Source organism: Curtobacterium sp. NPDC088465 (assembly GCF_044753165.1).
GTDB lineage: Bacteria > Actinomycetota > Actinomycetes > Actinomycetales > Microbacteriaceae > Curtobacterium.
Genome location: NZ_JBIVMR010000001.1, coordinates 224,089 through 239,945, shown reverse-complemented (window position 1 = coordinate 239,945; position 15,857 = coordinate 224,089). Strand labels below are relative to the sequence as shown.

The 15,857-nt window shown below is 70.8% G+C and carries 12 protein-coding genes; 7 read left to right on the top strand and 5 right to left on the bottom strand.

Annotated features, from left to right (window positions below; translation table 11 throughout):
- The first annotated feature begins 15 nt into the window (after window positions 1-15).
- Complete coding sequence (locus ACIP6W_RS01070; RefSeq protein WP_400427736.1) at window positions 16-2,001, top strand: amino acid permease; 1,986 nt, start codon at window positions 16-18, stop codon at window positions 1,999-2,001.
- Window positions 2,002-2,033: 32 nt separating this feature from the next.
- Window positions 2,034-3,014: an EamA family transporter gene (locus ACIP6W_RS01065; RefSeq protein ID WP_251154741.1), complete on the top strand. Its 981-nt coding sequence runs from the start codon at window positions 2,034-2,036 to the stop codon at window positions 3,012-3,014.
- Here ACIP6W_RS01065 and ACIP6W_RS01060 read toward each other — a convergent pair.
- Window positions 3,001-4,683 (bottom strand): long-chain-fatty-acid--CoA ligase, encoded by a 1,683-nt coding sequence (locus ACIP6W_RS01060; protein ID WP_400427733.1) that lies wholly within the window; start codon window positions 4,681-4,683, stop codon window positions 3,001-3,003. The genes ACIP6W_RS01065 and ACIP6W_RS01060 overlap by 14 nt on opposite strands.
- Before the next feature lie 59 nt (window positions 4,684-4,742).
- Here ACIP6W_RS01060 and ACIP6W_RS01055 point away from each other — a divergent pair, with 59 nt between their 5' ends.
- Window positions 4,743-5,672: an oxygenase MpaB family protein gene (locus ACIP6W_RS01055; protein WP_400427730.1), complete on the top strand. Its 930-nt coding sequence runs from the start codon at window positions 4,743-4,745 to the stop codon at window positions 5,670-5,672.
- Window positions 5,673-5,772: 100 nt separating this feature from the next.
- Here ACIP6W_RS01055 and ACIP6W_RS01050 read toward each other — a convergent pair whose 3' ends face one another.
- The 4 genes from ACIP6W_RS01050 to ACIP6W_RS01035 form a co-directional block, all read right to left on the bottom strand.
- Window positions 5,773-6,756 carry an aldo/keto reductase gene (locus tag ACIP6W_RS01050; RefSeq protein WP_400427728.1) on the bottom strand — a complete coding sequence of 328 codons (984 nt, stop codon included), beginning with the start codon at window positions 6,754-6,756 and terminating at the stop codon, window positions 5,773-5,775.
- Between the two features lie 434 nt (window positions 6,757-7,190).
- On the bottom strand, window positions 7,191-7,757 hold the full coding sequence (locus ACIP6W_RS01045) for a TIGR03086 family metal-binding protein (RefSeq protein WP_251159844.1): 567 nt from the start codon (window positions 7,755-7,757) through the stop codon (window positions 7,191-7,193).
- 528 nt (window positions 7,758-8,285) lie between these two features.
- The gene (locus ACIP6W_RS01040; RefSeq protein ID WP_066652989.1) at window positions 8,286-8,846 is read right to left on the bottom strand and encodes a YceI family protein; all 561 of its coding nucleotides are present in this window, start codon (window positions 8,844-8,846) and stop codon (window positions 8,286-8,288) included.
- A gap of 120 nt (window positions 8,847-8,966) precedes the next feature.
- Window positions 8,967-9,632, bottom strand: coding sequence for a hypothetical protein (locus tag ACIP6W_RS01035; RefSeq protein ID WP_400427725.1), 666 nt, complete (start codon window positions 9,630-9,632; stop codon window positions 8,967-8,969).
- Window positions 9,633-10,351: 719 nt separating this feature from the next.
- Between ACIP6W_RS01035 and ACIP6W_RS01030 the strand changes: the two genes are divergently transcribed.
- The 4 genes from ACIP6W_RS01030 (at window position 10,352) to ACIP6W_RS01015 (ending at window position 15,684) form a co-directional block, all read left to right on the top strand.
- The gene (locus tag ACIP6W_RS01030; RefSeq protein ID WP_311205923.1) at window positions 10,352-11,356 is read left to right on the top strand and encodes an aldo/keto reductase family protein; all 1,005 of its coding nucleotides are present in this window, start codon (window positions 10,352-10,354) and stop codon (window positions 11,354-11,356) included.
- A gap of 385 nt (window positions 11,357-11,741) precedes the next feature.
- Window positions 11,742-12,173: a GtrA family protein gene (locus ACIP6W_RS01025; protein WP_066657890.1), complete on the top strand. Its 432-nt coding sequence runs from the start codon at window positions 11,742-11,744 to the stop codon at window positions 12,171-12,173.
- Window positions 12,170-13,699 (top strand): glycosyltransferase, encoded by a 1,530-nt coding sequence (locus tag ACIP6W_RS01020; RefSeq protein WP_400427723.1) that lies wholly within the window; start codon window positions 12,170-12,172, stop codon window positions 13,697-13,699. The genes ACIP6W_RS01025 and ACIP6W_RS01020 overlap by 4 nt, the downstream gene beginning before the upstream one ends.
- A complete protein-coding gene (locus tag ACIP6W_RS01015) occupies window positions 13,696-15,684 on the top strand; it encodes a glycosyltransferase family 39 protein (RefSeq protein WP_066652997.1) in 1,989 nt (662 codons plus the stop codon). Before ACIP6W_RS01020 ends, ACIP6W_RS01015 begins: the two co-directional genes overlap by 4 nt.
- Window positions 15,685-15,857 lie beyond the last annotated feature (173 nt).

Below are 15,857 nucleotides of genomic sequence, written 5' to 3'. Positions count from 1 at the left end.
TTACCATCGACTCTCGTGACCGCGACCGAAGCCGAGCGTGCCGCCCAGGGCGGCGCCACCGGGCGACCCTCCGACCGCAGCGTGCGGCTGCGCCGCTGGATGCTGCACGGAGCCGACCAGGGTGCCTCGCACCAGGGCCCCCACCAGGTCGAGGTCGAGAAGACCCACTCGTGGTGGCGGGTCATGTGTCTGACCGGGGTCGACTACTTCTCGACGCTCGGCTACCAGCCCGCCATCGCGGCGCTCGCCGCCGGGCTGCTGTCGCCCGTCGCGACGATCGTGCTCGTGCTCGTGACCCTGTTCGGCGCCCTGCCCGTGTACCGACGGGTCGCGTCGGACAGCTTCAAGGGTGCCGGCTCGATCATGATGCTCGAGAAGCTGCTGCCGTGGTGGGCCGGGAAGCTCTTCGTGCTCGTGCTGCTCGGGTTCGCCGTGACCGACTTCATGATCACGATGACGCTCTCGGCCGCCGACGCCACCGCGCACATCGCCGAGAACCCCTTCACGCCGCACTGGTTCACCGAGATCCCGGTGCCGATCACGCTCGTGCTGCTGCTCCTGCTCGGCGTCGTGTTCCTCCGCGGGTTCAAGGAGGCCATCGGCATCGCCGTCGGGCTCGTCGCGGTGTTCCTCCTGCTCAACGCGGTCGTCGTCGTCGTGGCGCTGTGGCACGTGTTCGAGCGTCCCGTCGTCGCGAGCGACTGGTGGTCGAACCTCACCGCGCAGCACAGCAACCCGCTCGTGATGATCGGGATCGCGCTGGTCGTGTTCCCGAAGCTGGCGCTCGGCCTCTCCGGCTTCGAGACGGGCGTGGCGGTGATGCCGCAGGTGCGCGGCGGGGCCGGTGACGACCCGGACGGCCGCCCCGAGGGACGGATCCGCGGCACGAAGCGCCTGCTGACGACCGCCGCGATCATCATGAGCACGTTCCTCATCACGTCCTCGATCGCCACGACCTTCCTCATCCCGCAGCAGGAGTTCCAGCCGGGCGGCGGCGCGAACGGTCGCGCCCTGGCGTTCCTGGCGCACGAGTACCTCGGCAACGTCTTCGGGTCGGTCTACGACGTGTCGACGGTGGCGATCCTGTGGTTCGCGGGCGCGAGCGCGATGGCCGGTCTGCTCAACCTCGTGCCGCGCTTCCTGCCCCGCTACGGCATGGCGCCGCAGTGGGCGCGTGCGACCCGGCCGCTCGTGATCATCTTCACGCTCATCGCCTTCGCGATCACGATCATCTTCGAGGCGAACGTCGACGCGCAGGGCGGCGCCTACGCCACGGGTGTCCTCGTGCTCATCACCAGCGCGGCCGTCGCGGTGACGCTGTCGGCTCGGCGGCGGCAGCAGAAGAAGCGGACGATCGGCTTCGGGGTCATCGCGGTGGTGTTCGTCTACACCACGGTCGCGAACGTCATCGAACGTCCGGACGGTGTCCGCATCGCCGCGGTCTTCATCATCGCCATCGTCGTCGTGTCGCTGGTGTCCCGTGTGCGGCGGTCGTTCGAGCTCCGGGCGTCGTCGATCGAGCTGGACGCGACCGCCCGGCAGTTCATCGAGGCCGACGCCGACCAGTTCAGCTCCGTCTGCATCATCGCCAACGAGCCGGGCGCCGGGACCGCCGAGGCCTACCGGTCGAAGGGGCGCGAGGAACGCCGCGACTCGGGCATCCCCGCGCGCGTGCCGACGATGTTCCTCGAGGTGCTGCCAGCCGACTCGTCCGACTTCGAGGAGGACCTGGTCGTCGAGGGACACGTCGTGCAGGGCCACCGTGTCCTGCGCGTCCGGTCCGGCAACGTGCCGAACACCATCGCGTCGACGCTGCTCGCCGTGCGGGACATCGCCGGCGTCGTGCCGAGCATCTACTTCGAGTGGAACGAGGGCAGTCCGATCCAGAACGCCCTGCGCTTCGTGTTCACCGGGGTCGGCGACGTCGCCCCGGTGACGCGCGAGGTCCTGCGCGAGGCGGAGCCGGACGTGCACCGGCGGCCGACCGTCCACGTGTCGTGACCGACCCGGCGGCGGCCGACGGTCCACGTGTCGTGACCGACCCGGCGGCGGTGGGTCGTGCCTCCCGTCCGGTGGGCGGCCCCGTGGCGGTCCTCGTCGCCGCCGCCGTGTGGGGGACGACGGGGACCGCGACCCACTTCGCACCCGGCGTTCCCGCGTTCGTCTTCGGTGCGGTCACGTTCGGTCTCGGCGGGCTCGTCCTCGCCGCGACGACGGGTCGCTCCGCGCTGCGCGCGGTCGTCCGACCCGGTGCACGGAGCTGGGTGCTGCTCGGCGCGGTCTCGCTCGTCGTGTACGCGGTCGCGTTCTACGCAGCGCTCGCGGACGCGGGGGTCGCGCTCGGCACGACGGTGGCCATCGGGTCGTCGCCGCTCTTCGCGGGCATCGTGGAGTGGGCGGCGGACGGGAGGCGCGTCACCGGTCGCTGGGTCGTCGCCACCCTGGTGGGCGTGGTCGGCATGGTCGTCGTGACGCTCGCGAGGACGGCGGCGCCGGGCGACGGGTCCCTGCTGCTCGGGCTCGGCAGCGCACTGCTCGCCGGACTGACGTACGCCACCTACTCGTGGGCGGTCGCGCGGGGGATGCACGCGGCGACCCGGCCGGCCCCGGTGCCGCCGGCACTGCCGACCGCCGTGTCGGGCAGTGCGGCCGGTGCCGGCGGGCGCGGGGTGGTCGGCGCCGTGTTCGGGCTGGCTGCCGTCCCGCTCGTGGTGCTCGCGGCGGTCGCGGGACGTGACGCGCTCGTCGTCGGGGCGAACTGGCCCGTGTTCGTGTACCTCGCGCTCGTGCCGACGGTGCTCGGACACTCGCTGTACGCGGTCGGGCTGCGGCGGGTCAGCGCCTCGGTCGCGACACTGCTGTCGCTGTTCGAGCCCGTGGTCGCCGCGGTGCTCGCCGTGCTCGTGGTCGGCGAACACCTCGGCGGTGCCGGGTGGCTCGGGGTCGCGCTCGTCGTCGTCGGCCTCGCGCTGCTCGCGGTCCCGCGACGGAGCGGCCCGCCTACTTCGCGGTGATCTGGTCCCGCACCTTGCGGCGGAGCACCTTGCCGATCATCGAGCGCGGCAGGTCATCCACCACGACGATGCGCCGCGGCACCTTGTAGGCCGCGAGCTGCTCGCGCGACCACGCACGGAGCGCCTCGGCGTCGAACGACTCCCGGTCCTTCGGCACGACCGCCGCGACGACCTGCTCGTTGCCGCCCTGCGTGATGCCGACGACGGCGACCTCGCGCACGCTGGGGTGCTTGAGCAGGGCGTCCTCGACCTCGGACGGCGAGACGTTGAAGCCGCCGGTGATGATGAGCTCCTTGAGCCGGTCGACGATGCTGACGAAGCCGTCCGCGTCGATCGACACGACGTCACCGGTGCGGAACCAGCCGTCGGGCGTGAAGACCTCGTCGGTGGCCTCGGCCTTGCCCCAGTAGCCGCGGAACACCTGCGGGCCCCTGACCTGCAGCTCGCCGGCCTCGCCCGTGCCGAGCACCTTCGTCTGGTCGTCCGGGTCGACCACGCGGGCCTCGGTGGACGACAGCGGCAGTCCGATCGCGCCGAGGCGACGCTCCGGGGAGACCGGGTTGGCCATGAGGACGGGGGAGCACTCGGACAGGCCGTAGCCCTCGACGAGGTAGCCGCCGGTCCGGGCCTCCCACGGCTCGACGACGCTCTGCGACAACGGCATGGCGCCCGAGATGCCGATCTCGATGCCCTGCAGGGACACCTTCGCCGAGTCCGCCGCGTGCTGCAGTCGGGTGTAGATCGGCGGCACGGCCGGCAGGAACGTCGGCGGGTGCTTCTTCATCGCCTTGAGGACGAGTGCCGGGTCGAACGCCGGGAAGAGCACCAGCCGCGAGGCCATGCTCATGGCGAAGGTCAGGCAGAGCGTCAGACCGTAGGCGTGGAACATCGGCAGCACCGCGTACACCGTGTTGTCGCCCCGGCGGATCGTCGGGACCCACGCCCGTGCCTGCGCGGCGTTGGCGAGCAGGTTCCGGTGGCTCAGCACCGCACCCTTCGGCACCCCCGTGGTGCCGGACGTGTACTGGATGAGCGCGACGTCGGTGGTGCCCGGGCGCGGGTGACGCTTCGACAGCTTGCGCGTCGCGACGAGGTCGTCCCACTTCGTCGTGCCACGCACGCTCGTGGTGAGCTTCGCGCGCGACTCGCGGGCCTTGGCCACCGGCAGCGACAGGGCGATGCGGGTCGCACGGGGCATCGCGCGCGTCAGGTCGACGGAGACGATCGCGTCGAGGCGCAGGTCCGCGGGGAAGTCCTGGAGCGTGGAGACCGACTTGTCCCACGCGATCGCGACCTTCGCGCCGTGGTCCTCGAACTGGTGCCGGAGCTCGCGCGCCGTGTAGAGCGGGTTGTGCTCGACGACGATCGCCCCGAGCCGGAGCACCGCGTAGAACGCCACCACGTGCTGCGGGCAGTTCGGCAGCACGATCGCCACCCGGTCGCCGGCGCCGACGCCGAGCTTCCGCAGGCCGTTCGCGGCCCGCAGGATCTGCTCCTGCAGGTCGGCGTACGACGTCGTCCTGCCGAAGAACTCGAGCGCCACCTTCCCCGGGAAGCGGTCCGCGGACTGCTCCACGATGTCGGAGAGCGAGCCCGTGGGCTCGTCGATGTCGTGCGGGACCCCCGGGGCGTACGAGGCAAGCCAGGGACGAGGCGTGTCGATGCTCACTCGGCCAACCTACCGGCGGAGCCGTGCTCGTTGTCAGGGGCACGACGGACGATGGGTGCATGGCTTCCGTGTCCGACGCGTTCCGCTCCCGCCTCAACGACACCTTCACCAACGGCGCGACCGAGCGTCCCGCCTGGATCGACGAGCTCGAACAGGGCTCCGACGCGGGCTTCTTCGGCCCGGGCTCCGCGACCTGGGCCGTGCACGGCGGCAACCACACCGTGCTCGCGGGGGTCCGGGCGCTGCTCGTGCAGGCGCTGCACCCCGGGGCCCTCGCCGGGGTGGCCGACCACTCGCGCTACCGCGAGGACCCGTTGGGCCGCCTCGCCGGCACCATCCGGTGGATCTACACGGTCTCGCACGGCGACACGCAGCAGGCCACGCACGCCAGCCAGTGGGTGCGGAAGCTCCACGAGCGGGTGGTCGGCGAGTACGTGGACGGCCACGGCGTGACGAAGCCGTACGCCGCGAACGACCCCGACCTGGCGCGGTGGGTGCACCTCGCCTTCACCGATGCCTTCCTGCGGAGCGCCCAGGTGTGGGGCAAGCCCATCCCGGGTGGTGCCGACGCCTACGTGCGCGAGTGGGCGGTCGCCGGGCGACTGATGGGGGTGGAGGACGCTCCGGAGTCGGACGCCGAACTCCGAGCACAGATGAACGGGTACCTCGACCGCGGCGAGCTCAAGGCCGACGCCCGGACGCACGACGTGGTCCGGTTCATCAAGGACCCCCCGCTCGCCAGGCTCCTCCGACCGGGCTACCGGGCGTTGTTCGACGGAGCGGTCGCGTCGCTCGACCCGCGACACCGGTCGATGCTCGCGCTGCGGACGCCCGGGGTCGGGCCCGTGCAGCTGCCGGTGCGGCAGGTCGCCGGCGTGGTGCTCGACGGCATCGGCGCGGTGCTGGGGACGACCCCGGGCACCGAGCGCGCGGCGCTCGTGCGGATCGCCCGGTTGGAGCAGGAGTCGCGTCAGGACGCGACCGCCTGAGCGGTGCGCCGTCCGTGCGGCGTTGCCGGACTGACTGACCTGACGGACGGGAGGCGCGGTGCCAGCTGGCACCGCGCCTCCCGTCCGTCGTCGGGTCGCGTCAGAAACCGGACGGCACCCGCGGGGTGTAGGCGGACTCGAGTCGCGACACCTCATCGGGCGTCAGCTCCATCGCGACCGCCGCCACCGCGTCGTCGATGTGGTGCTCCTTCGTCGCGCCGATGATCGGCGCGGTGATGGCGGGCTTGCCGGCCACCCACGCCAGGGCGACCTGCGCCATGCTCGCGCCGCGGGCCTCGGCGACCTGCTGGACCGCGTCGACGACGGCACGGTTCGCGTCCTCGTCCTGGCGGTACAGCGTCTTGCCGAACTCGTCCGTGTCCGAGCGGCTGCCCGAACCCTGGGCGTCCCACGGGCGGGTCACCTTGCCGCGGGCCAGTGGGCTCCACGGGATGACGCCGACGCCGGTCGCCTGCGCGAACGGGTGCATCTCGCGCTCCTCCTCACGCTCGAGGAGGTTGTACTGGTCCTGCATGCTGACGAACTTCGTCCACCCGTGCAGCTCGGCGGTGTGCTGCATCTGCGCGAACTGCCACGCCCACATGCTGCTCGCGCCGATGTAGCGCGCCTTGCCGGCCTTGACGACGTCGTGGAGCGCCTCCATGGTCTCCTCGATCGGCGTGTGCGGGTCGAACCGGTGGATCTGGTACAGGTCCACGTAGTCCGTGCCGAGCCGGGTCAGCGAGGCGTCGATCTCGTGCATGATCGCGGCTCGGGAGAGCCCGGCGCCGTTCGGACCGGGGCGCATGCGGTTGAAGACCTTGGTGAAGACCTGGACCTCCTCCCGCGGGGCGATCTCCTTGAGGAGCTGGCCGGTGATCTCCTCGCTCGAGCCGGCCGAGTAGACGTTGGCGGTGTCGAACGAGGTGATGCCGGCCTCGTAGGCACGGCGGACGAACGGGCGGGCGTCGTCGATGTCGACGCTCCACGGGTGGGCACCCTGGTCCGGCTTGCCGTAGGACATCATGCCGAGGACGACGCGGCTGATCTCGAGGCCCGTGCGCCCGAGGCGGGTCGTGCGCACCGAGGACCCGGCGGCGTCGGGGGCGGTGGTGTTTCCGGTGGTTCCGGTGGTTCCGGTGGTTCCGGCGGTTCCGGCGGTTCCGGTCGTTCCGGTCGTTCCGGGGGTTGCGGTGGTTCCGGTCGTTCCGGGGGTTGCGGTCTCTTCGGCGGCTCCGTGGCGTCCGTGGGCGTCGGTCGAGGCGGTCGAGCGGGCGTTGTCTGCTGCGTTCGTGATGGCTCCTTCGTCGATTCCGCCCGCCGGGTGTCCGGCGGGCGGTTCCTGTTGGATGAGTGCTGTCATCGTCGTCGTGTCGGGCTGCCAGGCGTCAGGCGTCAGGCCTGCCGAACGACGAGCGGGCGGATATTCCTCGCGTGCGCTCACGCTGCCGCTGGTTCCGCCCACTGGCGTGCTGCCGCCGATTCCGTCCCTCGGTGTCGAACGGGCGGAAAGACGCGTCAGGCGTTCACCCTGGCATCGCGACCTGTGACCGCGAGCAGGCGGATCTGCAGCGGCGCATCCTCGTCGACCTCGACCGGCGCGGCGTACAGCCCGGTCGCCGCGAGGTCCTGGATCTGCGGCTCGAAGTACTCCCACACAGCGCGGACGAGTTCATCGGGCAACGCTTCGTCGGTCCCCGTCGCGCGCGCGAGGTCCCACGTGTGGATGGTGATGTCGCTGGTCTGCTCGGTCAGGTACTCGTCTGCACGGACCACGTCGGTGCTGAGGTGCACGGGAGTGTCAGCGGGCGCGTTCTGCCATGCGCTCGAAGCTGCCGCCGCGAACTTCGCCCACTCGTCGACGAGGTCCTGCCCGATGGGTTCGAGGTCCGCCTCGGCCTGCGCGTAGTCGCACCCCGTCAGGAGCTTGGGGATCCATCGCTGTTCGTCGATGACGTGCGTCACCAGGTCGCGCGTGGTCCACTCCGAGTCGGGAGTGGACGCTTCCCAGTCGGTCACTGCAGCGACGCGGCGTCCGAACTCGGCTGCGGCGAGGGACTGCAGCGCGATCCAGTCGGTGGCCATGGTGGTGCTCCTCTTCGGTCGGGGCGGGTGCGAGGTGCAACGGGACCGACGGACGGGCGATTCCCGCGCTGAACAGGCGACACGCTACGCCCGCTCGCTAGCTCTGTGCGCGTGCGGGGCAGCGCTCGGTGTCGTCTGCGGGCCGAAAGCGGTCGGTCATCGCGACGGTCGGGCTAATCCGGCGTCGAGGTCGAGCCGGCAGCGACGGAAACACCCGCTCGTGCTCGGGCGGGCGGAATCGGTACGCGGCGGCGGGGACGGCTGCGGGAATGGCCCGCTCGTGCCTGAGCGGACGGGATCGGCGCATGCAGGGCAACGGTGGTCACAGGAATGGCCCGCTCGAGTTCACGGGCGGGCGTCCGGCCGGCTCACCGATCACGGACCGGGCCATCGGGAACGCGGAACGGCCCGGCTCCGTGGGGGAGGAGCCGGGCCGTTCGCCGGGTACTGCAGGTACTTCGTTCGGTGTCCGCGGCCGTCGTCCCCGCGCTCGGGCGGGGCGACAGCCGTGGTTCAGTGACCCGGAGGTCAGGCCGCCTGGAGGACGAACTGCACGTCGAGGTTGATGGTGACGTCGTTGCCGAGCGTGAAGCCGCCGGCCTCGAGCGCCGCGTTCCAGTTCACGCCGAACTCGGTGCGGTCGATCTTCGTGGTCGCCTCGGCGCCGAGCTTGACCTGGCCGTAGCCGTCGGTGGTCACGCCACCGAACTCGGTCTTCAGCGTGACGTTCTTGGTCACGCCGCGGAGCGAGAGCTCACCGTCGATGAGCATGTCGTCGCCGTCCTCGCGGATGCCGGTCGACTTGAAGGTCATCTGCGGGTGCTCCTCGGTGAGGAAGAAGTCACCGGTGGCGAGGTGCTGATCGCGCTGCGCCTGGTTCGTGTTGATGCTCGCGACATCGATCGAGGCCTCGAGGGTCGTGTCGAGCGGGTTCTCGGCGGTGACGAGCGTCGCGTCGAAGCGCTCGAAGGAGCCCTTGACCTTGCTGATCGCGAGGTGGCGAACGGAGAAGGTGACCTCGGAGTGGGTCGGGTCGATCTTCCAGGTACCGGTCTGGTAGCCCGGGATGGCGGAGGCGTTGAGCGTCATGGTGACTCCTTACGAGAGCGTTGGTCTGCGGTTCCCGACCAGGCGAGCATCTTCATGCGCCTGCATCGATTCGAACTGTAGCCCATTGTGCACCTGTTTGGTTGAAGCGTCAACCAATGTTCACGTGAACGTCGCAACGGGATGTCGGGACCGCGTGTCGTGCCTCCCGGCCGTGCCCGTCGTGAGCAGCCGCCGGATGCGCTCCACGAAGTCGTCGGCGAGCGGACCGACGTCATCCGCTGTGGCCCGGATCAGCCACCAGTCGACGTCCTTCAGTCGCTCGCCGCGTGTCAGGTCCTTGCGGAACACCTGCGGGTCGGATCGGTGGAGGTCGCTCTCGTACTCGATCGCGACCCTCGCGTCCGGGTAGGCCAGGTCCACGCAGGCGACCCATCTGCCTCCGACGACGACGTCGTGGTTGAGCGACGGAAGGGGGAGTCCGCGCCGGACCAGGACCAGTCGGAGACGTGTCTCGCCCGGGCTCCGCGAGCCCGGGCGCACCTCGGCGAGCGCGGCGCGTGCCTTGCGGACGTGCCGCCCGCCGCGGTGGCGGCGGACGACGGCCCTGAGTTCGTCGACCGTGCACCAGTTCAGCCATCCGACCAACGCGTCGCCGGCGATGACGAGTTCGTCGACCGTGAGGAACGCTGCCAGCACGACGAAGGTGGTGGCCGGGTCCACGATCGGGGTGGTCCCGGAACGGACGACGTTCGCGAGGTGTGCCCTGGTTCGGTGGCCGACGGTCCCGCGCACGCGGATGGCCTGGTCCTTGCCGATGGTGGTCACGTGGATGCGTCGGTCTGCCTCGAGTCTGCGTGGGAGCGGTATGCCGAGGAGGTGCGCTGCGGTCGTGTGACTGAACGCCTGGTCGTACCGGAGCCGTGGAGCGACCGCGCGTGCACGGTCCGCGTGGGAGGTGGGTGGGGTCCAGCACCGTGTGCCGTGGAAGGGGCGGCAGAGCCGTCGTGAGCGGAGTCGGCTCGCCGGGACACCGCGGTGCAGTGCCTCGCGGACGCGGAAGGGGCGTCCGCGGAGCGGCGGCGGGAAGTGGTCGGCGAGGGACATGCGGGCAGCGTGCCTGATCGTCCAGGTCGGCCGTGGCGGGTGCTGTCGAGCTGTGGATGGGCGCCGGACGGAGCGAGGTGTGCAGGACTCGTGCCTTGCCGAGGACCGGTGCGTGCGGCCCGGAGCGGGCGGATCCGGTCTGTTGCTGCTCTCACCCCGAGCGGGCGGATCCGGATGAGGTCGGGAGGCGCGCGTCGCGTGTTCCGCCCACTCGCGCCAGCACCCGATCCGATTCCACCCGACCACACCGCGTCGCGTGTTCCGCCCGCCCACGCATGCGGCGCCCACGCCGGCGGCGCCCGTGCCGGCGGCGCCCGTGCCGGCGGCGCCCGTGCCGGCGGCGCCCGCGCCGGCGGCGCCCGTGCCGGCGGCGCCCGTGCCTCTCCACAGGTACTCGCACACCCCCTCACGAGAGCGCTCACTCCACTAGCGTCAGGAGCATGGAATTCAGGTACCTGGGCAACTCCGGACTCAAGATCTCCGAGATCACCTACGGCAACTGGCTGACGCACGGCTCGCAGGTCGAGAACGACGTCGCCACCCAGTGCGTGCGGGCAGCGCTCGACGCCGGCATCACCACGTTCGACACCGCCGACACGTACGCCAACACCGCGGCGGAGACGGTCCTCGGCGAGGCGCTCAAGGCCGAGCGTCGCCAGTCGCTCGAGATCTTCACGAAGGTCTACTGGCCGACCGGGCCGAAGGGGCACAACGACGTCGGCCTCTCCCGCAAGCACGTCATGGAGTCGATCGACGGCTCGCTCGAGCGCCTGCAGACCGACTACGTCGACCTCTACCAGGCGCACCGCTACGACCACGAGACGCCGCTCGAGGAGACCATGCAGGCCTTCGCGGACGTCGTCCGTCAGGGCAAGGCGCTCTACATCGGCGTCAGCGAGTGGAACGCGGAGCAGATCTGCGCCGGTGCCGCGCTGGCGAAGGAGCTCGGCTTCCAGCTCATCTCGAACCAGCCGCAGTACTCGATGCTGTGGCGCGTCATCGAGGGCGAGGTCGTCCCCGCCTCGAAGCAGCTCGGTCTCAGCCAGATCGTCTGGTCCCCGATCGCACAGGGTGTCCTCACCGGCAAGTACAAGCCGGGTCAGCCGGCCCCCGAGGGGTCCCGCGCCACGGACGAGAAGGGCGGCGCGGACATGATCAAGCGGTTCATGCGCGACGAGGTCCTCGAAGCCGTGCAGCGCCTGCAGCCCGTCGCCGACCAGGCCGGCCTCACGCTGGCCCAGCTCGCGATCGCGTGGACGCTGCAGAACCCGAACGTCGCCTCGGCGATCGTCGGCGCGTCCCGCCCCGAGCAGGTCACCGACAACGTGAAGGCCGCGGGCGTGACGCTCGACGCTGACGCGCTCGCCGCCATCGACGAGGCGCTCGGCGACATCCCGGAGCGCGATGCCAGCAAGACGGTCAGCCCGGAGCAGCGCCCCGCGTAGCGCGCGACCGACCGACGGACGGGAGGCACGGTGCCAGCTGGCACCGTGCCTCCCGTCCGTCGTACAGCAAGCTCACGACGAGCGCGACCGTCCGGACGGACTGCCCTTCTGGCACCTGATCAGCAAAAACGCTGAAGGATGTTCACTGATGAACGGCAGGTGTCGCGGAACTGGCAGAGTCCTGGCAGGGGCTGTACCCCGACCAAACCACTCCGCAACGTGCCCCCGAAGAGGGGGCATGACCCGAATCGTCACCCCCGTTCTGGTGCCACCAGGCACAGGCTCGGTGCCGACCTCCACCGCCTCGACCGCCCACCCAGCGGCGACCGGCGTCCCTGCGGCGAGCGTCGCACGACCGGCCCTAGGCCCGCGGCTCCGCGCCACCATGACGCAGCTCGCGTCGTTCGGCGCCATCGGAGCGATCTGCTTCCTCATCGACCTCGGCGTCTACAACCTCCTGCGCGCGACCGTCCTGCCCGACGGTCCGATCGCCGCGAAGATCGTCTCCGCCGTCATCGCCACGGTGGTCGCGTGGCTCGCGAACCGCTCGATCACGTTCCGTTCGCAGCGGCAGGTCGGCCGGAAGGAGACCCTCCGCGAGGGACTCCTCTTCGCCGTCACGAACGTCATCGGTCTCGGCATCGCCGCGGCCTGCCTGTTCGTCTCGCACTACGTCCTCGGCTTCACCTCGACCCTCGCCGACAACGTCGCCGGCAACGGGGTGGGTCTCGTCCTCGGCACCGTCTTCCGGTTCGCCGCGTACAAGGCCCTCGTCTTCCGTTCCACCGACGCTCACGCGAAGGAGCACGCCGCATGACCATCACCACCACGCTGCTGACGGCCGCCGGGCCGCTGCTGCAGCCGAACGAGGGGACCGGTCCCGCCTGGGACCTCCCGAACCGCGGGACCACGGACGTCCCGACGGGAGGCTCGGGGCAGGCTCCGCAGGTCGCTTGGTCGCTGGGCGAGTGGGTCGGCTACTCGGCGCTCATCGCGGTCTCCGTGCTGCTCACGGTGATCGCGCTCACCACGCTGTGGTGGATGCTGCACGCCTGGCGCTCACGTGACGCGCTGAAGTCGACGAGCTTCAGCCAGACCCCGCTGCCGGCCGCCCACCGCTTCACCCTGCTGGTGCCCGGTCGGCACGAGCAGGACGTGATGGGCGAGACGCTCGACATGCTCGCGACGCAGGACCACCCGGACTTCGAGATCATCGCGATCGTCGGCGAGGACGACCCGGAGACGGACGCCGTCGTGCGCGCGGCTGCGGAGCGTCATCCGGGACTGATCCGCGTGGTCGTCGACGACACCGCACCGAAGAACAAGCCGAAGGCGATGAACCTCGCGCTGCAGTACGCGACGGGCGACATCGTCGGGGTGTTCGACGCCGAGGACGAGGTCTACCCGAAGCTGCTGTCGCTCGTCGACTCGCGCTTCCAGGAGACCGGCGCTGACGTCGTGCAGGGCGGCGTCCAGCTGATGAACTTCAAGTCGAGTTGGTGGTCGCTCCGCAACGTGCTCGAGTACTACTTCTGGTTCCGCTCGCGACTGCACTTCCACGCGGGCTCGAAGTTCATCCCGCTCGGCGGCAACACCGTCTTCGTGACGAAGGAGCGCCTCGAGTGGTCGGACGGCTGGGATGCGCACTGCCTCGCCGAGGACTGCGAGCTCGGCGTCCGGCTCTCCGCCGACGGCGCGAAGGTCGTCGTCGCCTACAGCCCCGAGGCCGTCACCCGCGAGGAGACGCCGCCCACGTTCGCGTCCCTGCTCAAGCAGCGGACCCGTTGGAACCAGGGCTTCCTGCAGGTGCTCGGCAAGGGGGAGTGGAAGAAGCTGCCGTCCTTCCGCCAGCGCTTCTTCGCCCGCTACATGCTGACCATGCCGTTCATCCAGGCGGCGACCGGTCTGCTCATTCCGCTCAGCGTCCTGATGATCCTCTTCGTCAAGGTGCCGACGGCGATCGCCCTCGTCTCGTTCATCCCGGTGGCGCCCACGCTCATGCTGCTCGCCGTCGAGGTCGTCGGACTCAACGAGTTCGGTCGCATCTACAAGGAGAAGGTCCGCATCCGCGACTACGTGAAGCTCGTCCTCGGCCTGGTGCCGTACCAGGTGTTCCTCGCCGCAGCGGCGGTCCGTGCCGTCGTCCGCCACGTCAAGGGGCAGAACGGGTGGGAGAAGACCGAGCACACGGGCCAGCACCGCACCGGTGGCGCCCAGCCCGAGGTCGTCGGGTTCGCGTCCGAGCTGACCGGCTGGGGTGCGTCCGCATCATCGGCTGCGTCCTCGTCCTCGTCCTCGTCTGAGCGTGCGCTCGCCGGTTCGTCTGCAGGAGGTGCCCGATGACCGCCACCATCACCCACACCACCGGGATCCCCGTCCGGGGTGCCGCCTCCCTGTCCGGCGTGCGCGGTTGGTTCCGTGTCCACGCGGCGAGCATCGGTTGGCTGGTGCCCGTCCTCATCGTGACCGTCGTGGTGCAGGCGTGGAACATGACCGGTACCCCGCAGCGCATCGACGACGAGGGGACCTACACCGCCCAGGCGTGGGCGATCGCCAACCTCGGGGAGATCACCCACTACACCTACTGGTACGACCACCCGCCGCTGGGGTGGATCCAGATCGCGGCGTACACGTCGCTGACCGGGGCGTTCGCGCGCTACCCGTTCGCCGTCGAGGCCGCCCGCGAGGCGATGGTCTTTTTCGCCGCCGTCTCCAGCGTCCTGCTCTTCGTCCTCGCGCGTCGACTGGGCGCAGGTCGCGTCACGGCCGCGGTCGCGGGGCTCGTCTTCGCCCTCTCGCCGCTGGCCCTGCAGTACCACCGCACGGTCTACATCGACAACGTCGCGACGCCGTGGCTCCTCGCCGCGTTCGTGCTGGCGCTCAGCCGACGCCAGCAGCTCGCCGGGTTCGCCGGAGCCGCCGCGTGCCTCGGCGTCGCGGTGCTCTCCAAGGAGACGTACCTGCTCGCGCTGCCGTTCCTGATCTGGATCGCGGTCCGCCGGGCCGACAGGAGCACCCGTCGGTACACGCTGAGCGTCGCCGGGGCCGTCCTGGTCGTCATCGGTGGCGGCTACCTGCTGCTCGCCGCGGTCAAGGGTGAGCTCCTGCCCGGCGCCGGCCGGGTGAGCCTCTTCGAGGGCATCACCTACCAGCTCGGTTCGCGCACCGCGTCGGGATCGATCTTCGACGGAGGCAGCCTGGCGAACCAGGCCGCCGCACAGTGGTGGGCGCTCGACCCCGTCTTCATCGTGCTCGGTTCGGCCGCCGCGGTCGTCGGGCTCTTCCTGCGCCGGGTCCGCCCGATCGCCGCGATGCTCGTCTTCCTGCTCGCGATGATGTTCCGCCCGAACGGGTACCTGCCGGTGCCGTACGTCATCGTGCTCGTGCCCTTCGCAGCGCTGCTCGTCGCGTACACCGCCGAGCGAGCGGTCCTCGCGCTCGCCGGACGGATCCGGTCCAACGCCCGGACCCGGGTGCACGGAATCGCTCGACGTGGCTTCGGTGCCGCCTGGGCCGTGGTCACCGCAGCGGCCGTCGTCGTGGCGGTGCCGCTCTGGGGCACGCAGCTGCGCGGGTTCACGTCGGCGAACCTCGATCTGCCGATGCAGCAGGCCGAGCAGTGGGTCGGCGACAACGTCCCGAAGTCCTCGCGGCTGCTCGTGGACGACGCCATGTGGGTCGACCTGGTCCGCGACGGGTACGCCCGCAACAACGTCATCTGGTACTACAAGCTCGACACCGACGCCGCCGTCCAGCGCCAGTCGCCGAACGGGTGGAAGGACTCCGACTACGTGGTCACGACGGACTCGATGCGCACCGGCGGGAACTCCTCGCAGGACGTGTCGCTCGCCATCCGGAACTCGACGAGCGTGGCCACGTTCGGCACCGGCGACCAGCAGGTCGACGTCCGTCGCATCCACTCCGAGGGCGAGGCGGCCGCGAACGACGCGATCACCGCCGCGACGAACGGGCGGAAGACGATGGGGACCGAGCTCGCGCAGAACCCGGCGCTCCGTGCCGACGCCGGCACGAAGTCGCAGTTCCGAGCGGGTCAGGTCGACTCGCGCGCGATGCTCGCCCTCGGTCAGGTGCTCGCTGACCAGTCGGTGGCGGTCGAACGATTCCGCCCGCTCACGGGGGAGGACGGGCAGCCCTTCCGCCGGCTCGTCGTGCAGACCGCCGACCGGGCGGATGCTGCTCGTGCCGTCGCCACCTTCGATGCCATGAGCGACGGGATCCGCCCGGCCGACGTCGAGCGCGACGGGGAGCGGGTCGTCGTGACCTACACCCCGGCCGATCCCACGACGACGCCGACGAGCGCCTCCTGACCCCGGCCCCGTCGTGAGCGGGCGGAACCGGTAGCCGAACCGGCAGCCCCCGAGCAGGATCCGCCCGCTCGCGGAACGGCGAGCGCCTCCCGACCCCGGCCCCGTCGTGAGCGGGCGGAACCGGTAGCCGAACCGGCAGCCCCGAGCAGGATCCGCCCGCTCGCGCACCGCCA

Coding starts and splice junctions, on each gene's coding strand:
- ACIP6W_RS01020 (WP_400427723.1), top strand. CDS start 12,170: ATGACCATCACCACCACGCTGCTGACGGCCGCCGGGCCGCTGCTGCAG.
- ACIP6W_RS01030 (WP_311205923.1), top strand. CDS start 10,352: ATGGAATTCAGGTACCTGGGCAACTCCGGACTCAAGATCTCCGAGATC.
- ACIP6W_RS01025 (WP_066657890.1), top strand. CDS start 11,742: ATGACGCAGCTCGCGTCGTTCGGCGCCATCGGAGCGATCTGCTTCCTC.
- ACIP6W_RS01055 (WP_400427730.1), top strand. CDS start 4,743: ATGGCTTCCGTGTCCGACGCGTTCCGCTCCCGCCTCAACGACACCTTC.
- ACIP6W_RS01045 (WP_251159844.1), bottom strand. CDS start 7,757: ATGGCCACCGACTGGATCGCGCTGCAGTCCCTCGCCGCAGCCGAGTTC.
- ACIP6W_RS01015 (WP_066652997.1), top strand. CDS start 13,696: ATGACCGCCACCATCACCCACACCACCGGGATCCCCGTCCGGGGTGCC.
- ACIP6W_RS01040 (WP_066652989.1), bottom strand. CDS start 8,846: ATGACGCTCAACGCCTCCGCCATCCCGGGCTACCAGACCGGTACCTGG.